The sequence below is a fragment of the Azospirillum sp. A23 genome (assembly GCF_042938965.1).
GTDB lineage: Bacteria > Pseudomonadota > Alphaproteobacteria > Azospirillales > Azospirillaceae > Azospirillum > Azospirillum melinis.
On sequence record NZ_CP170666.1, the window covers coordinates 327,497 to 347,075 of the forward strand.

Sequence of the window (19,579 nt, forward strand, 5' to 3'; positions counted from 1 at the left end):
CGAGGCATATGATGTTCCCTGTCCCATGCCGGGAGAGGGAGGTATTCGCTCAGATCATTTTCCCTTCCCGGCGGCACGGATCTCGGAAAGCGTCCGGCTGGGGGTCAGGGCCTCGGGGTCGAGCTTGATATGGATGATCGCCGGCAGGCCGGACGCGCGGGCGCGTTCGAAGGCCGGAGCGAACTGCTCGGTGGTCTCCACCGTCTCGCCATGTCCGCCATAGGCGCGGGCGAAGGCGGCGAAATCGGGATTCTGCAGTCGGGTGCCGGACACGCGGCCGGGATACTCGCGTTCCTGGTGCATGCGGATGGTGCCGTACATGCCGTTGTCGACGACCAGCACGATCACGGCGGCCCCCTCCTGCACGGCGGTGCCGAACTCGATCCCCGTCATCTGGAAGCAGCCGTCGCCGGCGAAGCACAGGACATCGCGGGTGCGATGCTGAAGCTTGGCGGCGATGGCGGCCGGCAGGCCGTAGCCCATCGAGCCGCAGACCGGTGCCGCCTGGGTGCCGAAGCGGCGGAAGCGGTGGAAACGGTGGATCCAGGTGGCGTAGTTGCCGGCGCCGTTGGTGAAGATGGCGTCATGCTCCAGCCGCTCGTCCAGCCAGGCCATGATGCGGCCCATCTGAACGTCGCCGGGGATGGCGCTGGGCGGGGTGCTCCAGGCATCGTAAGCGGCGTGGGCCGCTTCGGCGCGGGCGGCCCAGCCGGGCTTGGCCGTCACGCTCAGCCCGGCCATCGCCTCCAAGAAGGCGGCCGGCGTGGCGACCATGCCCAGCGTCGGGCGATAGACGCGGCCGATCTCCTCGGCGCCGGGGTGGATGTGGACCACCGCCTTGCCCGGATTGGGAGTGCCCAGCAGGGCGTAACTCTGCGACGGCACTTCGGAAAAACGGTCGCCCAGCAGGATCAGCAGGTCGCTGTCCTTGACCAGCGCCGAAAGCTTGGGGTTGATGCCCAGCCCGATGTCGCCGGCATAAAGCGGGTGGCAATGGTCGAACAGCATCTGGCGGCGGAAGGTCACAGCCACCGGCAGAGCCAACCGTTCCGCGAAACGCTGCAGCTCGGCGACCGACTCCTCGGTCCAGCGGGAGCCGCCGACGACCAGCAGCGGCCGTTCCGCCTTGGCTAGCAGAGCGCCGAAGGACGCCACCTGCGCCGGCGTGGGGGCGCCGTCGACCGGCTCCGCGCGTGGGGCGACGAGGACGTCCGCAGTTTCCGTCAACGTGTCTTCCGGCAGGGCCAGCACGACCGGGCCGGGGCGGCCGGCCATCGCGGTGTGGAAGGCGCGGGAGATCATCTCCGGCACGCGGTCGGCGCTGTCGATCTCGGCGACCCACTTGCACATGCCGCCGAACAGCTTGCCGTAATCCACCTCCTGGAAGGCGTCGCGGCCGCGCATGCCGCGCTCGATCTGGCCGACCAGCACGACCAGCGGGGTTTCATCCTGCTGGGCGACATGGATGCCGGAGGCGGCATTGGTGGCGCCGGGGCCACGGGTGACGAGGCAGACGCCGGGGCGGCCGGTCAGCTTGGCCTGCGCCTCCGCCATCATCGCCGCACCGCCTTCATGGCGGGCGACGACCATCTCGATCGGGCTGTCGTGCAAAGCGTCCAGCACGGCGAGATAGCTCTCGCCCGGCACGCCGAACACCCGCCGCACGCCCTGCGCCTCCAGCGCCTCGACGATCAACTGACCACCGGTCTTCATCGCGCCCCCGCCCCGCCAATGGGAATTTTCCGGATCTCCAGGATATCGAGCGTGCCGTGCCGCGCGCCAAGGCGCAAACGACTTTCTTTCCATAGGTCATGAGCTTTGGTAATGAGGTAGTCATGGATCTGCAACGCCGCCTTCTCCCGTCCATGAGCATGCTGTCCGCCTTTGAGGCGGCGGCCCGCACCGGCAGCTTCACCGCGGCGGCGGCGGAACTGTCGCTGACGCAAGGGGCGGTCAGCCGGCAGATCAAGGCGCTGGAGGACCAGATCGGCACCGCCCTGTTCATCCGCAAGGGGCAGCGGGTGACGCTGACTCCGACCGGGGCGCTCTATGCCGATCCGATCCGCGACGCGCTGCGCCAGATCGCGGCGGCCACGGTGCGGACCATCGCAGCACCCAAAGGGGGCGTGTTGAACCTCGCCATCCTGCCGACCTTCGGCACGCGCTGGCTGGTTCCGCGGCTGCCGGCCTTCCAGACAGCGCACCCGCAGGTGACGATCCACTTCACCACCAAACTGGCGCCTTTCGATTTCCGCCTGCACGATCTGGATGCGGCGATCCATTACGGTTTCGGCGACTGGCCCGACGCCGTCTGCGACCATCTGCTGGACGAGGAGGTGCTGCCGGTCTGCTCCCCTGCATTCCTCAAGGCGCATCCGGTGGCGGAGCCGGGGGACCTGTTGTCCCTGCCGCTGCTGCACACGAGCACGCGCGCCGATGCGTGGAACGAGTGGTTGTCGGCACAGGGGCTGCCTCCGCGGCCCGGTGCCGGCATGGTGTTCGAACAGTTCGCCACCACCGCCCAGGCGGCCGAAGCCGGGTTGGGCGTCGCCCTGCTGCCGACCCTGCTCGTTCGTGCCGAGCTTAACGACGGCACTCTGCTCCCCGCCATCGACCGGCCCCACCGCAGCGCGCGGGCCTATTACCTCGTTCACCCCCGCGGCAAAGCCAACCATCCGCCCTTTGCCGCCTTCCGGCAATGGCTGCTGGCCGAGGCGCGGGGGGAACAGCCTCAGGCGTAACTCACACCGCCGCCAACTCTCCGACCCCGTCTCCGTTGCGCCGGACTGTCATCCGCCGGTCGTGGAAAGCGGCGAGGCTGGGACGGTGGCCGATGCTGACCAGCGTCGTGCCGGGCAGGCGGGCGCGCAGCAGGCCATAGAGCCGCTCCTCCGTCTCCGGATCGCAGGCCGAGGTCGCCTCGTCGAGATAGAGCCAGTCGGGCTTGTGCAGAAGGGCGCGGGCGACGGCGATGCGCTGCTGTTCGCCGCCGGACAGGCGTTGCGACCAGTGGTCCTCCTCCGCCAGACGGCCGGCGAAACCGGCCATGCCGACGGCATCCAGCACCTCGCGCACCGCCTCGTTCGGGAAGGCATCGGGAGTGGCGGGGTAGGTGACGGCGGCGCGCAGGGATCCGATGGGAAGGTAGGGCTTCTGCGGTAGGACCATGCTGCCGTTGGCCGCGGTGGCACCGTTGCCCGGCAGCGCGATCCGGCCGCGGCCGAAGGGCCAGATGCCGGCGATGGCACGCAGCAGGGTGCTCTTGCCCGACCCCGACGGGCCGGTGATCAGAAGGGACTCGCCCGGTTGCACCGTCAGGTCGGCGCGGACCAGCGGCGTGCCGCCGTCCGGCAGGGTCAGGGCCAGCCGGTCCAGCGTCAGGGCGCCATCGGTCGCCGCAGTGCGCTCCACCCCGGCATGGTCGCGGGAATCGGCGCGGACGGTCTCCACGGCGTGGTGGAAGCCGGTCAGGCGGCTGGTGGTGGCGTGCCAGTCGGCGAGGTTCACATAGGCGTCGATGAACCAGGACATTGCTCCCTGCACCTGCCCGAAGGCCTGCGAAGTCTGCATCAACGATCCCAGCGGCAGAGCACCGCTGAAATAGCGCGGGGCGGCGACCAGCAGCGGGAAGATGATGGCGATCTGCCCATAGGCGGAGGTGAACCAGACCAGCCGCTTCTGCGTGCGCATCAGCGACCACCAGTTGGCGACGACACGGGCGAAGCGGTCGCCGAAGCCGCGCGCCTCCTGCACCTCACCCTGTTGCAGGGCGACGCTCTCGGCATTCTCGCGCAGGCGAACCAGGGAGAAGCGAAAGTCGGCCTCGTACCGCTGCTGGTCGAAACTGAGCCGGGCCAGCGGCTTGCCGATCTTGTGTGTGATCCAGGTGCCGCCGACGGCATAGACCAGCGCCACCCACACCATGTAGCCGGGCAGGTCGATGCCGAGCCAGGGAATGTTGACCGATCCCGACAGGCTCCACAGGATGGCGAGGAAGGAAATCAGCGAGACCAGATTGGTCATGAAGCCCAGCGACAAGCTCAGCGTCAGCTGAACGAAGCTGCGCAGATCCTCGGCAATGCGCTGGTCGGGGTTGTCGGTGCCGGTGTTGGCGAATTGCAGGCGGTAATAGGTCTGGTTCTCCAGCCAGTCGCCGAGATAGCGCTCGGTCAGCCAGCGGCGCCAGCGGATTTGCAGCATCTGGTTCAGGTAGAGGCGATAGACCGCCACCGCGATGAAGACCAGCGCCAGCCCGCCGAACACCAGCAGGGCCTGGATGAAGCCGTTCTCGTCCTTCTCCTGCAAAGCGTTGACGATGTCGGCGTTGATCTGAGTGAACCAGACCTCCATGAACACCGCCGCCAGATTGAGGACGACGATCGCCGCCAGCAGGCCGCGCGCCGCCCATTTCTCCTCCGACGACCAATAGGGCTTGGTCAGCCGCCAGACATCGGACAGGAATTGGCGGGCGGCGGACAGGCGTCCGGAAGAGGACGGTGGGGAATACGCACGCGCGGGCATTGGTTGGGCACTCGCAAGCGGTCTGGACGATGCTTGCCGATTACCACCCTTTGCCGCGGCCGGGGCATGAAATCGCTGTCACTTGCCGCGGATCATGTCCCAGCTCGCCATCAGCGCCCCGCCGGCGATCAGCGCGCAGGCGGCCCAGACGGCCCAGCCGCCGCTGGCCTGCCCGAACAGGATCAGCAGCAGGGTGGAGGCCGGCGGCACGGCATAGGACAGCACACCCAGCGCCCGGATGTCGCCGCGCTTCATTCCATGGTCCCAGACGAAGAAGGCCAGCCCGTCCGGACCGATGCCGAGGGCCAGCAGGACCAGCCAGCCCAGCGCCTCCTGCGGCCAGACGGCGGCATCCTCGAACAGCAGGTGTCCGGTCAGGCCCAGCAGGGCGGTGACGAGGCAGAAGCCGCTGACCGCCTCGGTCGGGACCGAGCCGAAGCGGCGTGACAGGACCGAATAGGCCCCCCAGATCAGCGCCGCCGCCAGGGCCGCACCGTAGGCGGGCAGATTGCCGCCCAGTGTGCCGGCATCCAGGTGCAGCCCGCCGCCTCTCCCCGATACGATCAGCGCGGTGCCGGCCAGCCCGCACAGCGCGCCGGCCACATGGGCGGCCTTCAGCCGCTCCCCCGGCAGCAGGGCGGAGAACAGGACGATGCAGAGCGGCCAGAGATAATTGATGAGATTGACCTCCACCGCCGCTGATGGCGCCAGATGGAAGGCAAGGAACAGGCAGGCGTGATAGCCGAACAGTCCGCCGACTCCGACCAGCCAGACGGGTAGCGGCTGGCGCAGGGTTCCGATCAGGTTGCGGCCGCGCAGAACCGCGGCGCCGCTGCCGGTCAGGAAGGCGAGCCCGAAGGTGACCGCCACCAGTTGCAGCGGCGGCATGGCGCTGGACATCGAGGTCAGCAGCGCCGCCGTCGCCCACAGCAGGATGGCGATGGAGCCGATGCCGGTGGCACGCCGCACCTCCGCCATCGAAGGTGTGGCGGCGGATGACCGGGACAGAACAGAACTGGGCAGGGCGGAATCGGGAAGGGTGTCGGCGCTCATGCGGGGGTGCATAGCCTATGGGTCAGCCGCCTGCAATGGCTGTGGGGAGCGGCTTGTTGTCGCCCGCTTTTCGTTTTCAACCTTCCAACTTTTGGCCTTGCGATTTTCAGGCGGAAAGTAACGCGGAGCCGTTGATTTGCCTGAAAAAGCACAGCGGAGGGCTGCGTCAGCGCTGCTGCCCGGCCGAGGCGCGGCAGTCGTTCAGGATGTTGCCGACGGTCACCCGTTCCCGCTCATCCATGGTCAGGCTCCAGCGCGCCTTCACCAGGACCCAGTCGGCGACATAGAGGCAGATGCCGTCGCGCTTGGGCGGCAGCCAATCCTCCGGCCCCTTGGAGCCCTTGGCGCGGTTGGCTTCGCGGCTGGAAACCAGCAGGGTCAGCGGGTCGCTGGTGTCGTTGGCGTAAGCGGCGCGCTTCTCCCGGCTCCAGTCATAGCCGCCGCTGGCATAGGCCTCCTCCAGCGGCACGCGGTGGTCGATGTCGACCATCTGCGGGTCGGTGTAGCGCTCGCCGGTGTAGGGATCGAGCCAGTCTCCGGACTTCACGCCGCAGCCCTTGGCGTCGAGCGTCGGCGGACGGCGGGAATCGCGGATCAGCACCTTCTCGCGGGCATTCAGGCAGCCGCCGTCGAGCGCCAGCCAGTGCGGCCACTCCTCGCGCTGATAGCCCTTGCGCTTTTCGGCCTCCACCCGGATGCCGTCGAGCTGGCGGGCGACCTCGGCATAGTCGATCCGGTCGGCGGGGCGGGCGACGACCGGCGGCGGCGGTTCGGCGGGCTCCTGCTTGCGCGGCTGGCGGGGGCGGTGTGTTTCCTCGCCCAGCAGACGGTCGAGGGTGCCGGGCGGGATGATGTGGAGCCGCTCGGCCACCGCGACGACGGCGAGGATCGCGAGGACGATCAGCAGCGCCCGGATGGGAAGGGATCGGCGGCGGGCCATGGTTCGCTCATCCTGATGGCGGCGTCCTCTCCCGGGGCGGGAGACGGAGTTTATGGTTGGCGATCGGATTCACGCTTCAAATCGAGTCCGATTTTACGCGATCCGATCTGATCGGCCTCCTCATACCCCGGTATCGGATCCAACCTCAAGGCATGCGGCCGGTCAGGGTGGCGCTCAATCCCTGGAGCAGGCCGACCTGGCACACGGTGTCGAAGGTGGAGCGCAGCAGCGACGGGTCGCCGATCGACACGCGGATGTCGCCGGCCCGCGCTTCGGTGTGACGGCGGCGGACCTTGCTGCCACACAGCTCCTGCAGCACCTCCAGCAGCATCACCAGCGACGTCGCGCGGCCGGTGCAGAGGTTGTAGACCTGCGCCCCGGCAAAGCGCCGCTCCATCGCCAGCGCCAGGATGCGCACCACGTCGCCGACGAAGACGAAGTCGCGGACCTGCTGGCCGTCGCCATGGATCTCCACATCCTCGCCGCGGGCGACCCGGCGGGCGAAGATGGAGATCACGCCGGAATAGGGCGACATCGGATCCTGGCGCGGGCCGTAGACGTTGAAGAAGCGGAAGCCGACCGTCGGCACCCCCTGGATCGCCCAGGCGACGCGGGCGTGCATCTCGCACCCCAGCTTGTCGACGCCATAGGCGGACAACGGGCGCGGCAACTCGTCCTCGTTCAGCGGGGTGTTGCCGTTGTCGCCATAGATGGCGGCTGAAGAGGCGTAGACCACCGGGATCGGACCGCCGCGCTTTGCATCGCGCGCCGCTTCGAACACGGTGACGGTGCCCAGCAGGTTGGTGCGGTGGGTTTCCGCCCACAATTCCCGCGATTTCTGGACCGACGCCACGGCGGCAAGGTGGAAGACGCCGTCAACCCCCTCGCCGGCATCGCCGGCCATCGCCTCGCGCACCGCGTCGGGATCGGCCACGTCGCCCACCACCAGCTTCGCGGCGCTTGGCTTGTTCTCCAGCCTGCCGCTCGACAGGTTGTCGAGGATCGTCACCCGATGCCCGTCGGCAAGCAGCCGGTCGGCCAGATGCGAGCCGATGAAACCGCAGCCGCCGGTGATGAGGTAGTGCGCCATGGTCGGTCCAAGCCCTTCCTTTGTTGCACCGGCTTTGCCGCAGTGCAGCGGGGTCGCCGGAAATCCCCTTCAAGAGTCGGGACACAACCGGCGGTTTGCCAGACCATCTTCGGGATAGGGTGGGTCCCCAACAGGGGAAGCAGCGTCGCCCGTCCGGTGACGGCGGGGGCGAATCGGCCGCACTTCCTCCATGACAGTTTCCGGACAGGCGGGACCGATGGTTCAACAGGGTTATCCACCACCTTGTCCACGGTTCTGTGGATAACCATGGTCAAGCTTGTGAGGTTCGAACGCGAGTCACGTCGGTCACACTGGTGCAGAAATGCTGCTGTGTACGAACGGTTGCCTGACCGGATCCTTTGCTGCAAAGCACAATGCCACCCCACGCGAAAAGCCCCGCTGTGGCGGTTGTGCCACGGCGGGGCCGTTCGATGGCTGCGGAAGATGCTGTGGACGACAGTCCGGCTTGCGCTTGCCCGCCTGTGCCCGTTCCGGCGTCAGCCCTGCTTGGGACCGAACGTCTCAGCCTTCACGGTGGCGTAAGCCCAGTCGAGCCAGGGCAGGACCGCCTCCATATCCTCATTCTCCACCGTAGCGCCGCCCCACAGCCGCAGGCCGGGAGGCGCATCGCGGTAGGAACCGGCGTCGAAGGCGGCCTCCTCCTTCTCCAGCAGGGCGGACAGCTTCTTGGCGAAGGCGGCCTGAGCCTCCTCCGACAGGGCGGTCACCTCCGGATCGGTGAAGCGCAAGCAGATCGAGGTGCAGGAGCGGTTGACCGGATCCGTCGCCAGGAAACCGGCCCAGCTGCTGGTCTCCACCCATTCGGCGACGATGCGCAGATTCTGCTCCGACCGGCGGATCAGCTGTGTCAGGCCGCCCAGCGACAGGGCCCAGCGCAGGCCGTCGATGGCATCCTCGACGCAGAGCATCGACGGGGTGTTGATGGTGTCGCCTTCGAAGATGCCTTCGATCAGCTTGCCATTCTTGGTCATGCGGAAGATCTTCGGCAGCGGCCGGTCGGGCTGGAAGCTCTCCAGCCGTTCCACCGCGCGCGGGCTCAGCACCAGCATGCCGTGCGCCGCCTCGCCGCCCAGCACCTTCTGCCAGGACCAGGTGGCGACGTCGATCTTGTGCCAGGGCAGCGCCATGGCGAAGGCGGCCGAGGTGGCGTCGCAGATGGTCAGCCCCTCACGGTCGTCGGCGATCCAGTCGCCATCGGCCACCCGGACGCCGGCGGTGGTGCCGTTCCATGTGAAGACGACGTCGCGGCTGAAATCGACCGTCGACAGGTCCGGCAGCTCGCCATAGGGGGCGATCAGATTGCGCACGTCCGGCAGCTTCAACTGCTTGGCGACGTCGGTGACCCATTCCTTGCCGAAGCTTTCCCAGGCCAGCATGTCGACGCCGCGGGCGCCCAGCATCGACCACAGCGCCATCTCCACCGCACCGGTGTCGGAGGCCGGGACAATGCCGATGCGGTAGTCGCCGGGGATGCCGAGCGCCGCGCGGGTGAGGTCGATGACCTCCTTCAGCTTGGCCTTGCCCGGCTTGGAGCGGTGGGAGCGGCCGAGCAGCGCGCCGTCCAGCGCGTCGAGCGACCAGCCCGGACGCTTTGCGCAGGGGCCCGAGGAGAAGAGCGGAGTGTTGGGCCGGCGGCTGGGCCGGCTGGCGCTGCTGGCAGTCATTGGGCGAACTTCCTGTCCCGGAACGGGAATGTGCGGAGGTCCGGACCTTAAAAGCTGCGCCTGTCGTCGTCAATCGAGGGTGTGGCGAAGGATACGGGACCCAGCATGGCCTCGGCCGCAGGTCCCGCACCGGTTGCCGCCTACTTGCTGCGGCCGATCCTGCCGTTGCGGTAGGTCCAGGCGGCGTCCGCCCCGCCACCCGGCTGGGGCATGGAAACCGTCAGGGTATCGTTGTCGATGGTGACCTGGGCGGCATCGCTGCATGACCCGAAGGGGTAGGAGACCGTCGGCTGCGGGCCGCCGACCTCGAGGATGCGGAAGCGGGTCGGGCAGTCCTTGGCGCCGGTATCGGACTGGAACAGGGCGATCCAGCGATCCTTCATCGAATAGGCACCGACGAAGGACAGCAGGTCGCTCTCCTTGTCGTCGAACACCGGCTTGTCGTTCACCGCCACCTGGGTGTGCTTCGGCCCGATGTCGGTCATCGTCAGCACGGTGTTGCCCAGCGCCGCCATCAGGCGCGGCTCCGCCGCACTGGCGGAGGTCGCGATCCCGCAGGCAATCGAAAGGCTGCCCGCCACTACGGCGCACACACTAAGAACCCGCAAATGCCGTCTCCCTGGCTGCTGCGCCCCGGCGGGGCGGCTTTACCGAACGGCGCGCACCATAATGCGGTGGGCGCTCCGCCGGAAGCCGTCCTTTTTGGTGCCGGTGTGCTGTCAGCAGTGGATCAGCGGATGTTGACGCTCAGGCCGAAACCCGGAACCATCGGCTGCGGCGCATAGACGACGGGCGGCGGGGCATAGATCACCCGCGGCGGCGGGGGCGGTGCGTAAACCACGGGCGGCGGCGCGTAGATCACCGGGGGCGGGGCGTAATAGGCGCCGCGCTCCCGCCAGTGGCGATGGTGCGGGCGGTCCCAGCCGCCACGCCAGTCCGGCGGGCCACCCCGCCATTCGCGGCCACGATCGCCCCGCCAGCCGTCGCGCCAGCCATCATGGGCGGCGGCCGTGCCGACGGAAGCACCCAGCATCGATCCGGCGACCAGAGCGCCCAGAACCACGGCTTTCAATCCAGTACCAATGCGGCCAGTCATTCCGGCGTCCTCCTGGTGTCGGGGGTATCTTGTCCCCTCATGAGCCGATGAACGTCGCCACTCCCGCTTTCATTCCACCCGGCCGCAAAAGATTTCGTCCTATTGCTTTGGTTATGAGGGGTGGGCCGCGGATGTCACCGCGCGCCCCTCTTTTCCGGTCCGGGCATTTATGGTAAATGATCGGGCATGGTAGAGACCCGACGCACCGGCGACCGTTCGAACGAGCCGATCCGCCCCGACTCCGGTGGCGGGCGCGTCCCCGCGTCCGGTGCGCGCGCCCGGGCGGAAGGCGCCGTCCAGCAGGGGCGGCAGCGGGTTCCGACCCTGCGCGAACTCGCCGCCCTGGTGGTCAACGGCGTGCTGACCCTGCCGCGCAACTACCGCCGCGGCATGTTCCTCGACGTTCAGGTGTAGGCGGCGGCTTCCGGGCCGAACAGCCGTTCGATCAGCCGCGGCGGCAGCTCGTATTGCGGCAGGCACATGCTGGTGCTGCGGGCATGCAGCGTGTGCAGGCACAGCCCTTCCGCATCCGGAAAAGCGCCGACGCGGAAGCGCTCGCGGGCAGCCTTCACGAAAGGCGCGTCCTCGCAGGCGTTCACCGCCGGAAAGCGCGCAGTCTCCCAGACCGGCCGGCGGTAGGCGTAGGAGAAGCCATACCCGTCGAGATTGTCGGGCAAGAAAGGGGCATCCGGCGCTTCGACATAGCCGCAAGTCTGCCGGCCCCAGCGATGATGCGATCCGCCGAGTGCCGTATCCCAATAACCGAAGCGCCGATGCGGCACGCTGTAGAGGAACCAGCCCGACAGCTTGACGAGATCGTATCCCTGTTCCAGCCAGCCCAGCATGCGCTCCACATAGACCGGCGCATAGAAATCGTCGTCGTCCATGTGGACGATCACCGATCCCTTGGCATGCTCGGCCAGGATGTTGCGCTTCTCACCGATGGCGTAACGGCTGGGAGAATAGAAATACTTCAGACGCGGATTTGCCAATGGCTTCAGATAGGCCGAGGGACGCGGGCTGTCGTCGAACACCAGCCACTCGATCTCGCCATGGGTCTGCGCCTGGATGCAGGCGTGCAGGCGGGGCAGAAACTCCTCCCGCTGCCAAGTGGGCGTGACAATGCTGACCAGGGAGGCGCTGACCAGGGGGGCGGATGCAGGGGAGGACATCGTGCTTTCTTGCTCGGGCGCAGGGCCTGCGTGTAGACAGGCGACAGGATAGCACCGCTCCCCGGCCCTGCACATGGGCCGGGCGGCGTGAGAACGGGAAGGACGCCCCTTGGGACTGATCGACCGCATCTGGATCGTCTTCGCCGCTCTGAATGGCGCCGTGGCGGTCGGCACCGGCGCCTATGCCAGCCACGCGTTGGCCGCCCAGCCGCAGGCCCAGGAATGGGTCCGCATCGCCGGGCAGTACCAAATGGCCCATGCGCTGGCGCTCGTCCTGCTGGTGGCGCTGGGTGGGCGGATAGGAGGTCTGACCCTGCGGATCGCCGGCTGGCTGTTCGTCGCCGGGATCCTGCTGTTCTGCGGCACGCTCTATGCGCTGGCGACGGTCGGGCCGCTGCCGGTGCCGATGACGGCCCCGGCCGGTGGATGGTGCCTCATGCTGGGCTGGGTGGCATTGGCGGCCGCGGCGCTGCGGACGCGCGGCTGAGGCCCGCAGCTTACAATCAAGGGCGCTCGATCGGCGGCGCCCGTTCGGTCTCGGGCGGTCAGCCGGCTGCGGCGGCGCGCAGGTCGGAACGGTCGGTGGTCTGGTCGATGTTGCGCTCCTCCTCATCCGAGCTTTCGGCGATCTCCTCGGCGGCCTGCGTGCAGTAGAGGCCGTGCAACGTGGTCATGATGGTCTGCGCCTCATGTCCGTTCAACGAATAGTAGATATTCTGGGCGCTGCGCCGCGTGCGGACCAGATTGTCGTTGCGCAGGCGGGCCAGATGCTGGGACAGCGCCGACTGGCTGAGGCCGACCAGATCCTCCAGTTCGCCCACCGACCGTTCGCCCTGGCTCAAATGGCACAGGATGAGCAGGCGCCGCTCGTTGCACATTGCCTTCAACAGCGCACTCGCCCGGCGGGCGTTGGCCTGCAAATCCTCGATCTTCATCGCTTTACCGTCGCCCTGTCCGTTCCGATTCGTTTCGCGCCCGAGCCGTCGTTGCGCGGCTTGGCAAAGAAAAATGCTCGTATCCTAGTATATTCGTACCTCGCGGGATTTGTCCACCTGTGGGAATCCAGCATGCGGAACATGCCGCTGCTTGGTGCCACCGTAGGCTTGAGCGTCGCGATCCTCACTGTGCTCCGGCTTTTTCTCGCATCGCGAAGCAAAGCCGATGGGGCTGTATCAGCCACCGGTTGTGATCGATAATCAACCGCATTGGGCGTTGCGGCCCTCCCACCATGCATCGTGACAGCGCATGGCGAGTCGGGTAGCATTTTCGCCATGACCGACCATCCGTTGAATACCAAGGGCTTGCAGTGCCCGCTCCCTGTCCTGCGCGCCCGCAAGGCGATCAAGGCCATCGCCATCGGCGATACTCTGACGGTGGAGGCGACCGATCCCGGTGCCCGCAAGGATTTTCCCGCCTTCTGCGAGGCGACAGGCAACCGCCTGCTGTCGGTCGTGGAGGAGGAGGGTGTCCTGCGTTTCGTCATCGAGCGGGCGGCCTGACCCGAACGGCCGGTCGCTGCGCCACCGGCATCGCATCCGTTCGTACCCCAATCGTGCCGTGTCACGGATTGCCGCCGCTCCCGAAAGTGGGCTGTGACGAATCGTCCTGGATTCAGCCTGTACTTTCATTAGCGATGCGGGAAGAATGGTTTTCGGAAACGCCGCCTTTGCCGCCCGAAAATCAACGATAACGACCGAAAAATCGATGTTCACCACCCTGTTCACCCACCCGGCGTGCCTGGAGCACGACACGGGTCTCGGTCATCCCGAATGCTCCGACCGCCTGCGCGCCGTGCTCGCCGCACTGGAGACGGAAGAGTTCCACATGCTGGAACGGCAGGAGGCGCCGCGCGCCACGGTTGAACAGCTTCTGCGGGCGCATCCGCAGTCGCACATCGACCGCGTGCTGTCCCTGATCCCCGATGTGGAGCATGCGGGCGTCGATGCCGACACGGTCGTCTCGCCCGGATCGGGGGAGGCGGCGCTGCGCGCGGCCGGGGCCGTCTGCGCCGCGGTCGATGCGGTGGCGACCGGCCAGTCGCGCAACGCCTTCTGCGCCGTCCGCCCGCCCGGCCACCATGCGGAGCGGGAAAAGGCGATGGGCTTCTGCCTGTTCAACAACGCCGCCGTCGGCGCCTTCCATGCCCGCGCCGCCCATGGGTTGCAGCGGGTGGCGGTGATGGATTTCGACGTCCATCACGGCAACGGCACGCAGGACATCCTGCAGTTCGACCCCGACATGCTCTATTGCTCGACCCACCAGTCGCCGCTTTATCCCGGCACCGGCGATGCCGGTGAGAAGGGCGAGTACGGCAACTGCGTCAACGCGCCGCTGCCGGCCATGGCGGGATCGCCCGAGTTCCGCCACGCGATGACGCACGTCATCCTGCCGGCCATCGACCATTTCAAGCCGGACCTGCTGATCATTTCGGCCGGGTTCGACGCCCATTCGCGCGATCCGCTGGCCGGCCTGCACCTGATCGACGACGATTTCGTCTGGGCCACGCGCAAGCTGGGCGAACTGGCCCGCACCCATTGCGGCGCGCGCATCGTCTCGGTGCTGGAGGGTGGATACAACCTTCGCGCCCTGGCCTCGGCAAGTGCGGCCCATGTGCGGGAACTGATGTACTGCTGACCGGAGCCTTCCCCGCGGGACGGCGGCCTTCGTCTCCCGAAAGGGGTAGTTCCGCCCGAACGCATAGGCCGCCCAGCGGCCGAACATAGTCCGCAAGGGCCGGGGTACGGGAGTGCCTCGGGCCTTGCGCCGGACGAGGGCGGGGCATACCTTCGCGGGCTTGAGGTTCCATCGATGGTTCTGTCCGACATGCCCCCTTCCGCCGCCTCTGTTCCCATTCCGCCCGACATCGCCGCCCTCAGTTTCGAGGATGCACTCGCCGAACTGGAGCGGATCGTCCGCCAGCTTGAGGAAGGCCGCGGCAAGCTCGACGATGCCATCTCCTCCTACGAGCGGGGCACGGCGCTGAAGCGCCATTGCGAGATGAAGCTGCGCGAGGCGCAGGCCAAGATCGACCGTATCACCGTAAGCGCCGACGGCTCCCTCGGCACCGAACCCGCCCGGATCGACTGACGTGCAGACCATTTCCCAATCCGATTTGAAGTCCGCCATGGCGGAGATCGCCCAGGCCGTCGAGATGAAGATCGGCGCCCTGCTGCCGACCACCGACCTGGCCGAGGCGCGCGTGTTCGACGCCATGCGCTATGGCTGCCTGAACGGCGGCAAGCGTCTGCGCCCCTTCCTGGTGATGCAGTCCTCCGCCCTGTTCGGGGTGAACCCGGACTGCGCCATCCGCGCCGCTGCGGCGGTGGAGATGGTCCACAGCTATTCGCTGGTCCACGACGACCTGCCGGCGATGGACGACGGCGAGCTGCGGCGCGGCCGGCCGACCTGCCACCGCCAGTTCGACGAGGCGACCGCCATCCTGGCCGGCGACGGGTTGCTGACGCTCGCTTTCGAGGTGCTGGCCGATCCGGCGACGCACGAGGACCCCAACATCCGTTGCCAGCTGGTGACGGCGCTGGCCAAAGCGGCCGGCGGCCACGGCATGGTCGGCGGTCAGATGCTGGACCTGATCGCGGAGCATGAGACGTTCGACCTGGGGACCACCACCCGGCTGCAGCGAATGAAGACCGGCGAGATGATCGCCTTCTCCTGCGAGGCCGGCGGCATCCTGGGCAAGGCGAACCCGCCGCAGCGCACCGCCTTGCGCGCCTATGCCCACGATCTCGGCCTCGCCTTCCAGATCGTCGACGATCTGCTGGACGTGGAAGGCACGGCGGAGGAGACCGGCAAGACCGTCGGCCGCGACGCCCAGGCGGGCAAGGCGACCTTCGTGTCGATCCTCGGCCGCGACCGTGCCCGGGCCCAGGCGGAAATGCTTGCCGATCAGGCTTCGCAGCACTTGGACATTTTCGATGGGCGTGCCGATATGTTGAAGGCCGTCGCCGACTTCGTTGTCGCGCGCCGCGCCTGACCAGAGCTTTGAGGACCATCACGACGTGACCGCCACCAAGACCCCGCTGCTCGACCTTTGTCCGACGCCAGCCAAGCTGCGGGCCCTCAAGCCCGAGCAGCTCCGCCAGTTCGCAGACGAGTTGCGCACCGAGACGGTGGATGCCGTTTCGGTGACCGGCGGCCATCTCGGCGCCGGTCTGGGTGTGGTCGAGCTGACGGTGGCGCTGCATTACGTCTTCGACACGCCCTACGACCGGCTGATCTGGGACGTCGGGCACCAGTGCTATCCGCACAAGATCCTGACCGGGCGCCGCGACCGCATCCGCACGCTCCGTATGGGCGGCGGCCTGAGCGGCTTCACCAAGCGGTCGGAGAGCGAATACGATCCGTTCGGTGCCGGCCACAGCTCGACCTCCATCTCCGCCGGCCTCGGCATGGCGGTCGCCAGCAAGATCAAGGGCGAGCAGCGCAACGTCATCGCGGTGATCGGCGACGGCTCGATGAGCGCCGGCATGGCGTACGAGGCGATGAACAACGCAGCCTCGACCAAGTCGCGTCTGATCGTCATCCTCAACGACAACGACATGTCCATCGCCCCGCCGGTCGGTGCGATGAGCGCCTATCTGTCGCGGCTGATCTCGTCCAAGCCCTATCTGTCCCTGCGCCATCTGGCGAAGGAGATCGCCGACCAGCTGCCGCGCCCGCTGCGCAATGCCGCCCGCCGGGCGGAGGAATATGCCCGCGGCATGGTCACCGGCGGCACCCTGTTCGAAGAGCTGGGCTTCTACTACATCGGCCCCATCGACGGGCACAATCTGGACCATCTGCTGCCGGTGCTTCAGAACGTCCGCGACGCCGACGACGACAAGCCGGTGCTGATTCACGTCGTCACCAAGAAGGGCAAGGGCTACGGCCCGGCGGAGGAGTCGGCCGACAAGCTGCACGCCGTCGCCAAGTTCGATGTGGTGACCGGCGCCCAGTCCAAGCCGAAGTCCAACGCCCCGACCTTCACCCGCGTCTTCGCCCAGAGTCTGATCGCCGAGGCGGCCGTCGACCCGACCATCGTCGGCATCACCGCCGCCATGCCGTCGGGCACCGGGCTGGACCTGTTCGGGGAGCGCTTCCCCGACCGCTGCTTCGACGTCGGCATTGCCGAACAGCATGCGGTGACCTTCGCCGCCGGCATGGCGACGGAGGGGTTCAAGCCCTTCTGCGCCATCTATTCCACCTTCCTCCAGCGCGCCTACGATCAGGTCATCCATGACGTGGTGCTTCAGCATCTGCCGGTGCGCTTCGCGCTGGACCGCGCCGGTCTGGTGGGCGCGGACGGGGCGACCCATGCCGGGTCGTTCGACACCGCCTATCTCGGCTGTCTGCCCGACATCGTCCTGATGGCGGCGGCGGACGAGTTGGAGCTGATGCACATGGTGGCGACCCAGGCCGCCATCGACGACCGCGCCTCGGCTCTGCGCTATCCGCGCGGCGAGGGTGTGGGGCTGGAACTGCCCGACCGCGGCAGCATCCTGCCCATCGGCAAGGGCCGCATTCTTCAGGAAGGCACCAAGATCGCCATCCTCAGCTACGGCACCCGGCTGGGCGAGGCCCGGCGCGCGGCGGCGGAGCTGGCGGCGCGCGGACTGTCGACGACGCTGGCCGACGCCCGCTTCGCCAAGCCGCTGGACGAGGATCTGGTCCGCCGCCTTGCGCTCGATCATGAGGTGCTGATCACCATCGAGGAAGGATCGGTCGGCGGCTTCAGCAGCTTCGTTCTGCACTTCCTGGCGACGGCCGGGCTGCTCGACGGCGGGCTGAAAATCCGGCCGATGGTTCTGCCGGACACCTATCTCGACCATGACTCGCCGGCCAAGCAGTATGAGGCGGCTGGCCTGAGCGCCCAGCACATCGTCCACACCGCGCTCCAGGCGTTGGGGATCGAGAGCGCCGCCGCCCGAGCCTGACCCTCAATGGCAGTACGCCTTCCGAACGTCGTAATGCCATTTGTCTAGCAAGGTTTCGGGTTGTTGGACTGGTGCGGAGCGCGAGCCACGCCTTACACTGTCCAGGCTGAAATGGTAGCCCACCGACACCGGAGGGAAAAGCCAGCGGCAGGATGGCTACGGGGTCAGGGGCGATGGCGCATATCATGGCGGTCACGGCATTCCGTAACGCGGAGTTTGGCACCGATCCGGGACCAGGACGGGTGGTCGGCACCGATGTTGCGGCCGGCGGTGCCGGCATCGATGATCCTGCGATGCTGCGTTGTCTGCTGGATCAGACGCCGACGCCCACCGCACTGGTGGAGGGGGATGCTGATCACTGTGTCTTCGCCAACGCCGCGTTCCGGGCGCTGGGGGTTGTTGCGGGGACCGGCCTGACGGAGCGCTTCCCGGCCCTGGCGGCCTCGCTGCTCGCCGAGGCGCGGCGGACCGCACAGCCCCAGCGCAACCGCGCCGCCGGCGACCGCTCGACTGAGGGGGAACGATTCTGGGATGTCCGCGTCACCCCGATGCTGGGCGTCAACGGCGTCGTCCGCGCCCTGATCGTCACAGCGGAGGAGACGCCGGAGTCGGTGGCCGAGCACGACCGCCGCCTACGCGACGTCAGCCACCGCCTGAAGAACACCTTGCAACTGGTCTCCAGCCTGCTGACACTTCAGACGTTGTCGAGCAAGGATCCGGAGGTGCGGCGGGCCTTGCAGAGCGCCGGCGGCCGCGTCGGTATCGTGACCCAGGCCCATCAGCGCACCCACGGCTCCCTGCGCGCCGGCACCCTCGACATGGCGGTCCATCTGCGCGAGCTGTGCCAGGAGCTTGAGGCGACGCTGCCCGGTGCCCACCGCGTTCAGGTCACCGCCGACTCCACCGAAATGCCGACCGAGGCGGTCATTCCCTTCAGCCTGATCGTCAGCGAGCTTGTCAGCAACGCGGCGCGCCATGCCTTTCCCTCCGGCACGCCTGGGGCCATCGACGTGCGGCTTGGCCGCAGCGAAGGGGGCAGCATCCGGCTGGAGGTGGTCGACCGCGGCGCCGGCCTGCCGCCCGGCCTCGACCTGTCCCGCGCGACCACGCTGGGGTTGAAGGTGGTGCGTGCCTTTGTCGGCCAGCTGCGCGGGAAACTGACGGCGGACAGCAGCCCCTACGGCACCCGTGTGGCGGTGGAGTTCCCGCCCGCCTGATCCTTGCCTGACGTTCGCTCCCAGGAAGCGGGGCTTGCCCTTCCGGCCGTTCCGCGTCAGGAATGCGCCATTGCGGGATTGCGAAGGGCGGCGGCATGGCACGGGTAAGGGTTGATGTGGCGCTGGTGGAGCGTGGGCTGGCGGAGAGCCGAGCCAAGGCGCAGGCGCTGATCCTGGCCGGGCTGGTCTATTCCGACACCAGGCGCATCGACAAGGCCGGCGACCAGATCGCGGCGGAGGCCCCGCTTGCGGTCAAGGGGCAGGACCATCCCTGGGTGTCGCGCGGTGGGTTGAAGCTGGTGAAGGGGCTGGATGTCTTCGCCATCGACCCCACCGGCCTGACCGCGGTCGATGTCGGCGCCTCCACCGGCGGCTTCACCGATGTGCTGCTGACCCGCGATGCCGCCAAGGTCTATGCCGTCGATGTCGGCCACGGCCAGTTGGCCTGGAAACTGCGCACCGACCCGCGCGTGGCGGTTCTGGAAAAGACCAACGCCCGCCACCTGACCGCCGCCGAAATCCCCGACCCCATCGACCTCGTGGTGTGCGACGCCAGCTTCATCGGGCTGGAGATCGTGCTGCCGGCTGCGCTCGATCTGGTGGTGCCGGGCGGCCGGCTGGTCGCCCTGATCAAGCCGCAGTTCGAGGTCGGCAAGGGGCGTGTCGGCAAGGGCGGCGTCGTGCGCGAACCCGAACTGCACCAGGAGGTTTGCGACCGCATCCGCGGTTGGCTGGACTCGCTGCCGGGCTGGCGGGTGCTGGACATCACCGAAAGCCCGATCACCGGGCCGGAAGGGAACAAGGAGTTCCTGATCGGCGCGGTGAAGGACCGGGGCTGATTCCGCTTGCCAAGCTCTGTCGCGTCGGCGGGTCTT

General features: G+C 67.8%; 20 protein-coding genes. 10 read left to right on the forward strand and 10 right to left on the reverse strand.

Annotated elements, in window-relative coordinates; translation table 11 throughout:
- Nucleotides 1-54 precede the first annotated feature (54 nt).
- A complete protein-coding gene (locus tag ABNQ40_RS10490) occupies nt 55-1,713 on the reverse strand; it encodes a thiamine pyrophosphate-binding protein (RefSeq protein WP_109048723.1) in 1,659 nt (552 codons plus the stop codon).
- Between the two features lie 122 nt (nt 1,714-1,835).
- Between ABNQ40_RS10490 and gcvA the strand changes: the two genes are divergently transcribed.
- The gene (gene gcvA, locus ABNQ40_RS10495) at nt 1,836-2,741 is read left to right on the forward strand and encodes a transcriptional regulator GcvA (RefSeq protein WP_109048722.1); all 906 of its coding nucleotides are present in this window, start codon (nt 1,836-1,838) and stop codon (nt 2,739-2,741) included.
- A 1-nt stretch (nt 2,742) separates the two neighbouring features.
- Here the strand turns inward: gcvA and ABNQ40_RS10500 are convergent, their stop codons facing one another.
- From ABNQ40_RS10500 to ABNQ40_RS10530, 7 genes are all read right to left on the reverse strand, one after another.
- A complete protein-coding gene (locus tag ABNQ40_RS10500; protein ID WP_109048721.1) occupies nt 2,743-4,521 on the reverse strand; it encodes an ABC transporter ATP-binding protein/permease in 1,779 nt (592 codons plus the stop codon).
- A 78-nt stretch (nt 4,522-4,599) separates the two neighbouring features.
- Complete coding sequence (locus ABNQ40_RS10505; RefSeq protein ID WP_109048720.1) at nt 4,600-5,574, reverse strand: DMT family transporter; 975 nt, start codon at nt 5,572-5,574, stop codon at nt 4,600-4,602.
- A gap of 166 nt (nt 5,575-5,740) precedes the next feature.
- A complete protein-coding gene (locus ABNQ40_RS10510) occupies nt 5,741-6,514 on the reverse strand; it encodes an HNH endonuclease family protein (protein ID WP_109048719.1) in 774 nt (257 codons plus the stop codon).
- 145 nt (nt 6,515-6,659) lie between these two features.
- Entirely contained in the window at nt 6,660-7,604 is a 945-nt protein-coding gene (locus tag ABNQ40_RS10515) for an SDR family NAD(P)-dependent oxidoreductase (protein ID WP_109048718.1), read from the reverse strand.
- Between the two features lie 497 nt (nt 7,605-8,101).
- Complete coding sequence (locus tag ABNQ40_RS10520) at nt 8,102-9,289, reverse strand: phosphoserine transaminase (RefSeq protein ID WP_109048717.1); 1,188 nt, start codon at nt 9,287-9,289, stop codon at nt 8,102-8,104.
- Nucleotides 9,290-9,429: 140 nt separating this feature from the next.
- Nucleotides 9,430-9,870 carry a hypothetical protein gene (locus tag ABNQ40_RS10525; protein ID WP_391346444.1) on the reverse strand — a complete coding sequence of 147 codons (441 nt, stop codon included), beginning with the start codon at nt 9,868-9,870 and terminating at the stop codon, nt 9,430-9,432.
- Nucleotides 9,871-10,019: 149 nt separating this feature from the next.
- Nucleotides 10,020-10,385, reverse strand: coding sequence for a hypothetical protein (locus ABNQ40_RS10530; protein ID WP_146255422.1), 366 nt, complete (start codon nt 10,383-10,385; stop codon nt 10,020-10,022).
- 186 nt (nt 10,386-10,571) lie between these two features.
- Here ABNQ40_RS10530 and ABNQ40_RS10535 point away from each other — a divergent pair, with 186 nt between their 5' ends.
- On the forward strand, nt 10,572-10,799 hold the full coding sequence (locus tag ABNQ40_RS10535) for a hypothetical protein (protein WP_109048714.1): 228 nt from the start codon (nt 10,572-10,574) through the stop codon (nt 10,797-10,799).
- Here ABNQ40_RS10535 and ABNQ40_RS10540 read toward each other — a convergent pair.
- Nucleotides 10,790-11,557, reverse strand: coding sequence for a glycosyltransferase family 2 protein (locus ABNQ40_RS10540; protein WP_109048713.1), 768 nt, complete (start codon nt 11,555-11,557; stop codon nt 10,790-10,792). The two genes, ABNQ40_RS10535 and ABNQ40_RS10540, sit on opposite strands and share 10 nt — an antisense overlap.
- A 109-nt stretch (nt 11,558-11,666) precedes the next feature.
- On the opposite strand from ABNQ40_RS10540, the gene ABNQ40_RS10545 reads away from it, so the two are divergent.
- Entirely contained in the window at nt 11,667-12,044 is a 378-nt protein-coding gene (locus tag ABNQ40_RS10545) for a DUF423 domain-containing protein (protein ID WP_109048712.1), read from the forward strand.
- A gap of 58 nt (nt 12,045-12,102) precedes the next feature.
- Here the strand turns inward: ABNQ40_RS10545 and ABNQ40_RS10550 are convergent, their stop codons facing one another.
- Nucleotides 12,103-12,492, reverse strand: coding sequence for a helix-turn-helix transcriptional regulator (locus tag ABNQ40_RS10550; RefSeq protein ID WP_109048711.1), 390 nt, complete (start codon nt 12,490-12,492; stop codon nt 12,103-12,105).
- Nucleotides 12,493-12,828: 336 nt separating this feature from the next.
- Here ABNQ40_RS10550 and ABNQ40_RS10555 point away from each other — a divergent pair, with 336 nt between their 5' ends.
- The 7 genes from ABNQ40_RS10555 (at nt 12,829) to ABNQ40_RS10585 (ending at nt 19,543) form a co-directional block, all read left to right on the forward strand.
- Nucleotides 12,829-13,056 (forward strand): sulfurtransferase TusA family protein, encoded by a 228-nt coding sequence (locus ABNQ40_RS10555; RefSeq protein ID WP_109048710.1) that lies wholly within the window; start codon nt 12,829-12,831, stop codon nt 13,054-13,056.
- 205 nt (nt 13,057-13,261) lie between these two features.
- A complete protein-coding gene (locus tag ABNQ40_RS10560) occupies nt 13,262-14,191 on the forward strand; it encodes a histone deacetylase family protein (RefSeq protein WP_109048709.1) in 930 nt (309 codons plus the stop codon).
- A 174-nt stretch (nt 14,192-14,365) separates the two neighbouring features.
- Nucleotides 14,366-14,644, forward strand: coding sequence for an exodeoxyribonuclease VII small subunit (locus tag ABNQ40_RS10565; protein ID WP_247879659.1), 279 nt, complete (start codon nt 14,366-14,368; stop codon nt 14,642-14,644).
- A 1-nt stretch (nt 14,645) separates the two neighbouring features.
- Nucleotides 14,646-15,548, forward strand: coding sequence for a polyprenyl synthetase family protein (locus ABNQ40_RS10570; protein WP_244592594.1), 903 nt, complete (start codon nt 14,646-14,648; stop codon nt 15,546-15,548).
- A gap of 25 nt (nt 15,549-15,573) precedes the next feature.
- Nucleotides 15,574-17,487 (forward strand): 1-deoxy-D-xylulose-5-phosphate synthase, encoded by a 1,914-nt coding sequence (gene dxs, locus ABNQ40_RS10575; RefSeq protein ID WP_109490804.1) that lies wholly within the window; start codon nt 15,574-15,576, stop codon nt 17,485-17,487.
- Between the two features lie 242 nt (nt 17,488-17,729).
- Nucleotides 17,730-18,704, forward strand: coding sequence for a sensor histidine kinase (locus tag ABNQ40_RS10580; RefSeq protein WP_247879658.1), 975 nt, complete (start codon nt 17,730-17,732; stop codon nt 18,702-18,704).
- Between the two features lie 95 nt (nt 18,705-18,799).
- Nucleotides 18,800-19,543 carry a TlyA family RNA methyltransferase gene (locus tag ABNQ40_RS10585; protein WP_109490803.1) on the forward strand — a complete coding sequence of 248 codons (744 nt, stop codon included), beginning with the start codon at nt 18,800-18,802 and terminating at the stop codon, nt 19,541-19,543.
- The last annotated feature ends 36 nt before the right edge of the window (nt 19,544-19,579 follow it).

Bases quoted from the DNA above. Each gene is read 5' to 3' on its own strand.
- ABNQ40_RS10505 (WP_109048720.1), bottom strand. From the start codon at position 5,574: ATGAGCGCCGACACCCTTCCCGATTCCGCCCTGCCCAGTTCTGTTCTG.
- ABNQ40_RS10520 (WP_109048717.1), bottom strand. From the start codon at position 9,289: ATGACTGCCAGCAGCGCCAGCCGGCCCAGCCGCCGGCCCAACACTCCG.
- ABNQ40_RS10560 (WP_109048709.1), top strand. From the start codon at position 13,262: ATGTTCACCACCCTGTTCACCCACCCGGCGTGCCTGGAGCACGACACG.
- ABNQ40_RS10585 (WP_109490803.1), top strand. From the start codon at position 18,800: ATGGCACGGGTAAGGGTTGATGTGGCGCTGGTGGAGCGTGGGCTGGCG.
- gcvA (WP_109048722.1), top strand. From the start codon at position 1,836: ATGGATCTGCAACGCCGCCTTCTCCCGTCCATGAGCATGCTGTCCGCC.
- ABNQ40_RS10500 (WP_109048721.1), bottom strand. From the start codon at position 4,521: ATGCCCGCGCGTGCGTATTCCCCACCGTCCTCTTCCGGACGCCTGTCC.
- ABNQ40_RS10540 (WP_109048713.1), bottom strand. From the start codon at position 11,557: ATGTCCTCCCCTGCATCCGCCCCCCTGGTCAGCGCCTCCCTGGTCAGC.
- ABNQ40_RS10490 (WP_109048723.1), bottom strand. From the start codon at position 1,713: ATGAAGACCGGTGGTCAGTTGATCGTCGAGGCGCTGGAGGCGCAGGGC.
- ABNQ40_RS10550 (WP_109048711.1), bottom strand. From the start codon at position 12,492: ATGAAGATCGAGGATTTGCAGGCCAACGCCCGCCGGGCGAGTGCGCTG.
- ABNQ40_RS10530 (WP_146255422.1), bottom strand. From the start codon at position 10,385: ATGACTGGCCGCATTGGTACTGGATTGAAAGCCGTGGTTCTGGGCGCT.
- ABNQ40_RS10515 (WP_109048718.1), bottom strand. From the start codon at position 7,604: ATGGCGCACTACCTCATCACCGGCGGCTGCGGTTTCATCGGCTCGCAT.
- ABNQ40_RS10510 (WP_109048719.1), bottom strand. From the start codon at position 6,514: ATGGCCCGCCGCCGATCCCTTCCCATCCGGGCGCTGCTGATCGTCCTC.
- ABNQ40_RS10535 (WP_109048714.1), top strand. From the start codon at position 10,572: ATGGTAGAGACCCGACGCACCGGCGACCGTTCGAACGAGCCGATCCGC.
- ABNQ40_RS10555 (WP_109048710.1), top strand. From the start codon at position 12,829: ATGACCGACCATCCGTTGAATACCAAGGGCTTGCAGTGCCCGCTCCCT.
- ABNQ40_RS10565 (WP_247879659.1), top strand. From the start codon at position 14,366: ATGGTTCTGTCCGACATGCCCCCTTCCGCCGCCTCTGTTCCCATTCCG.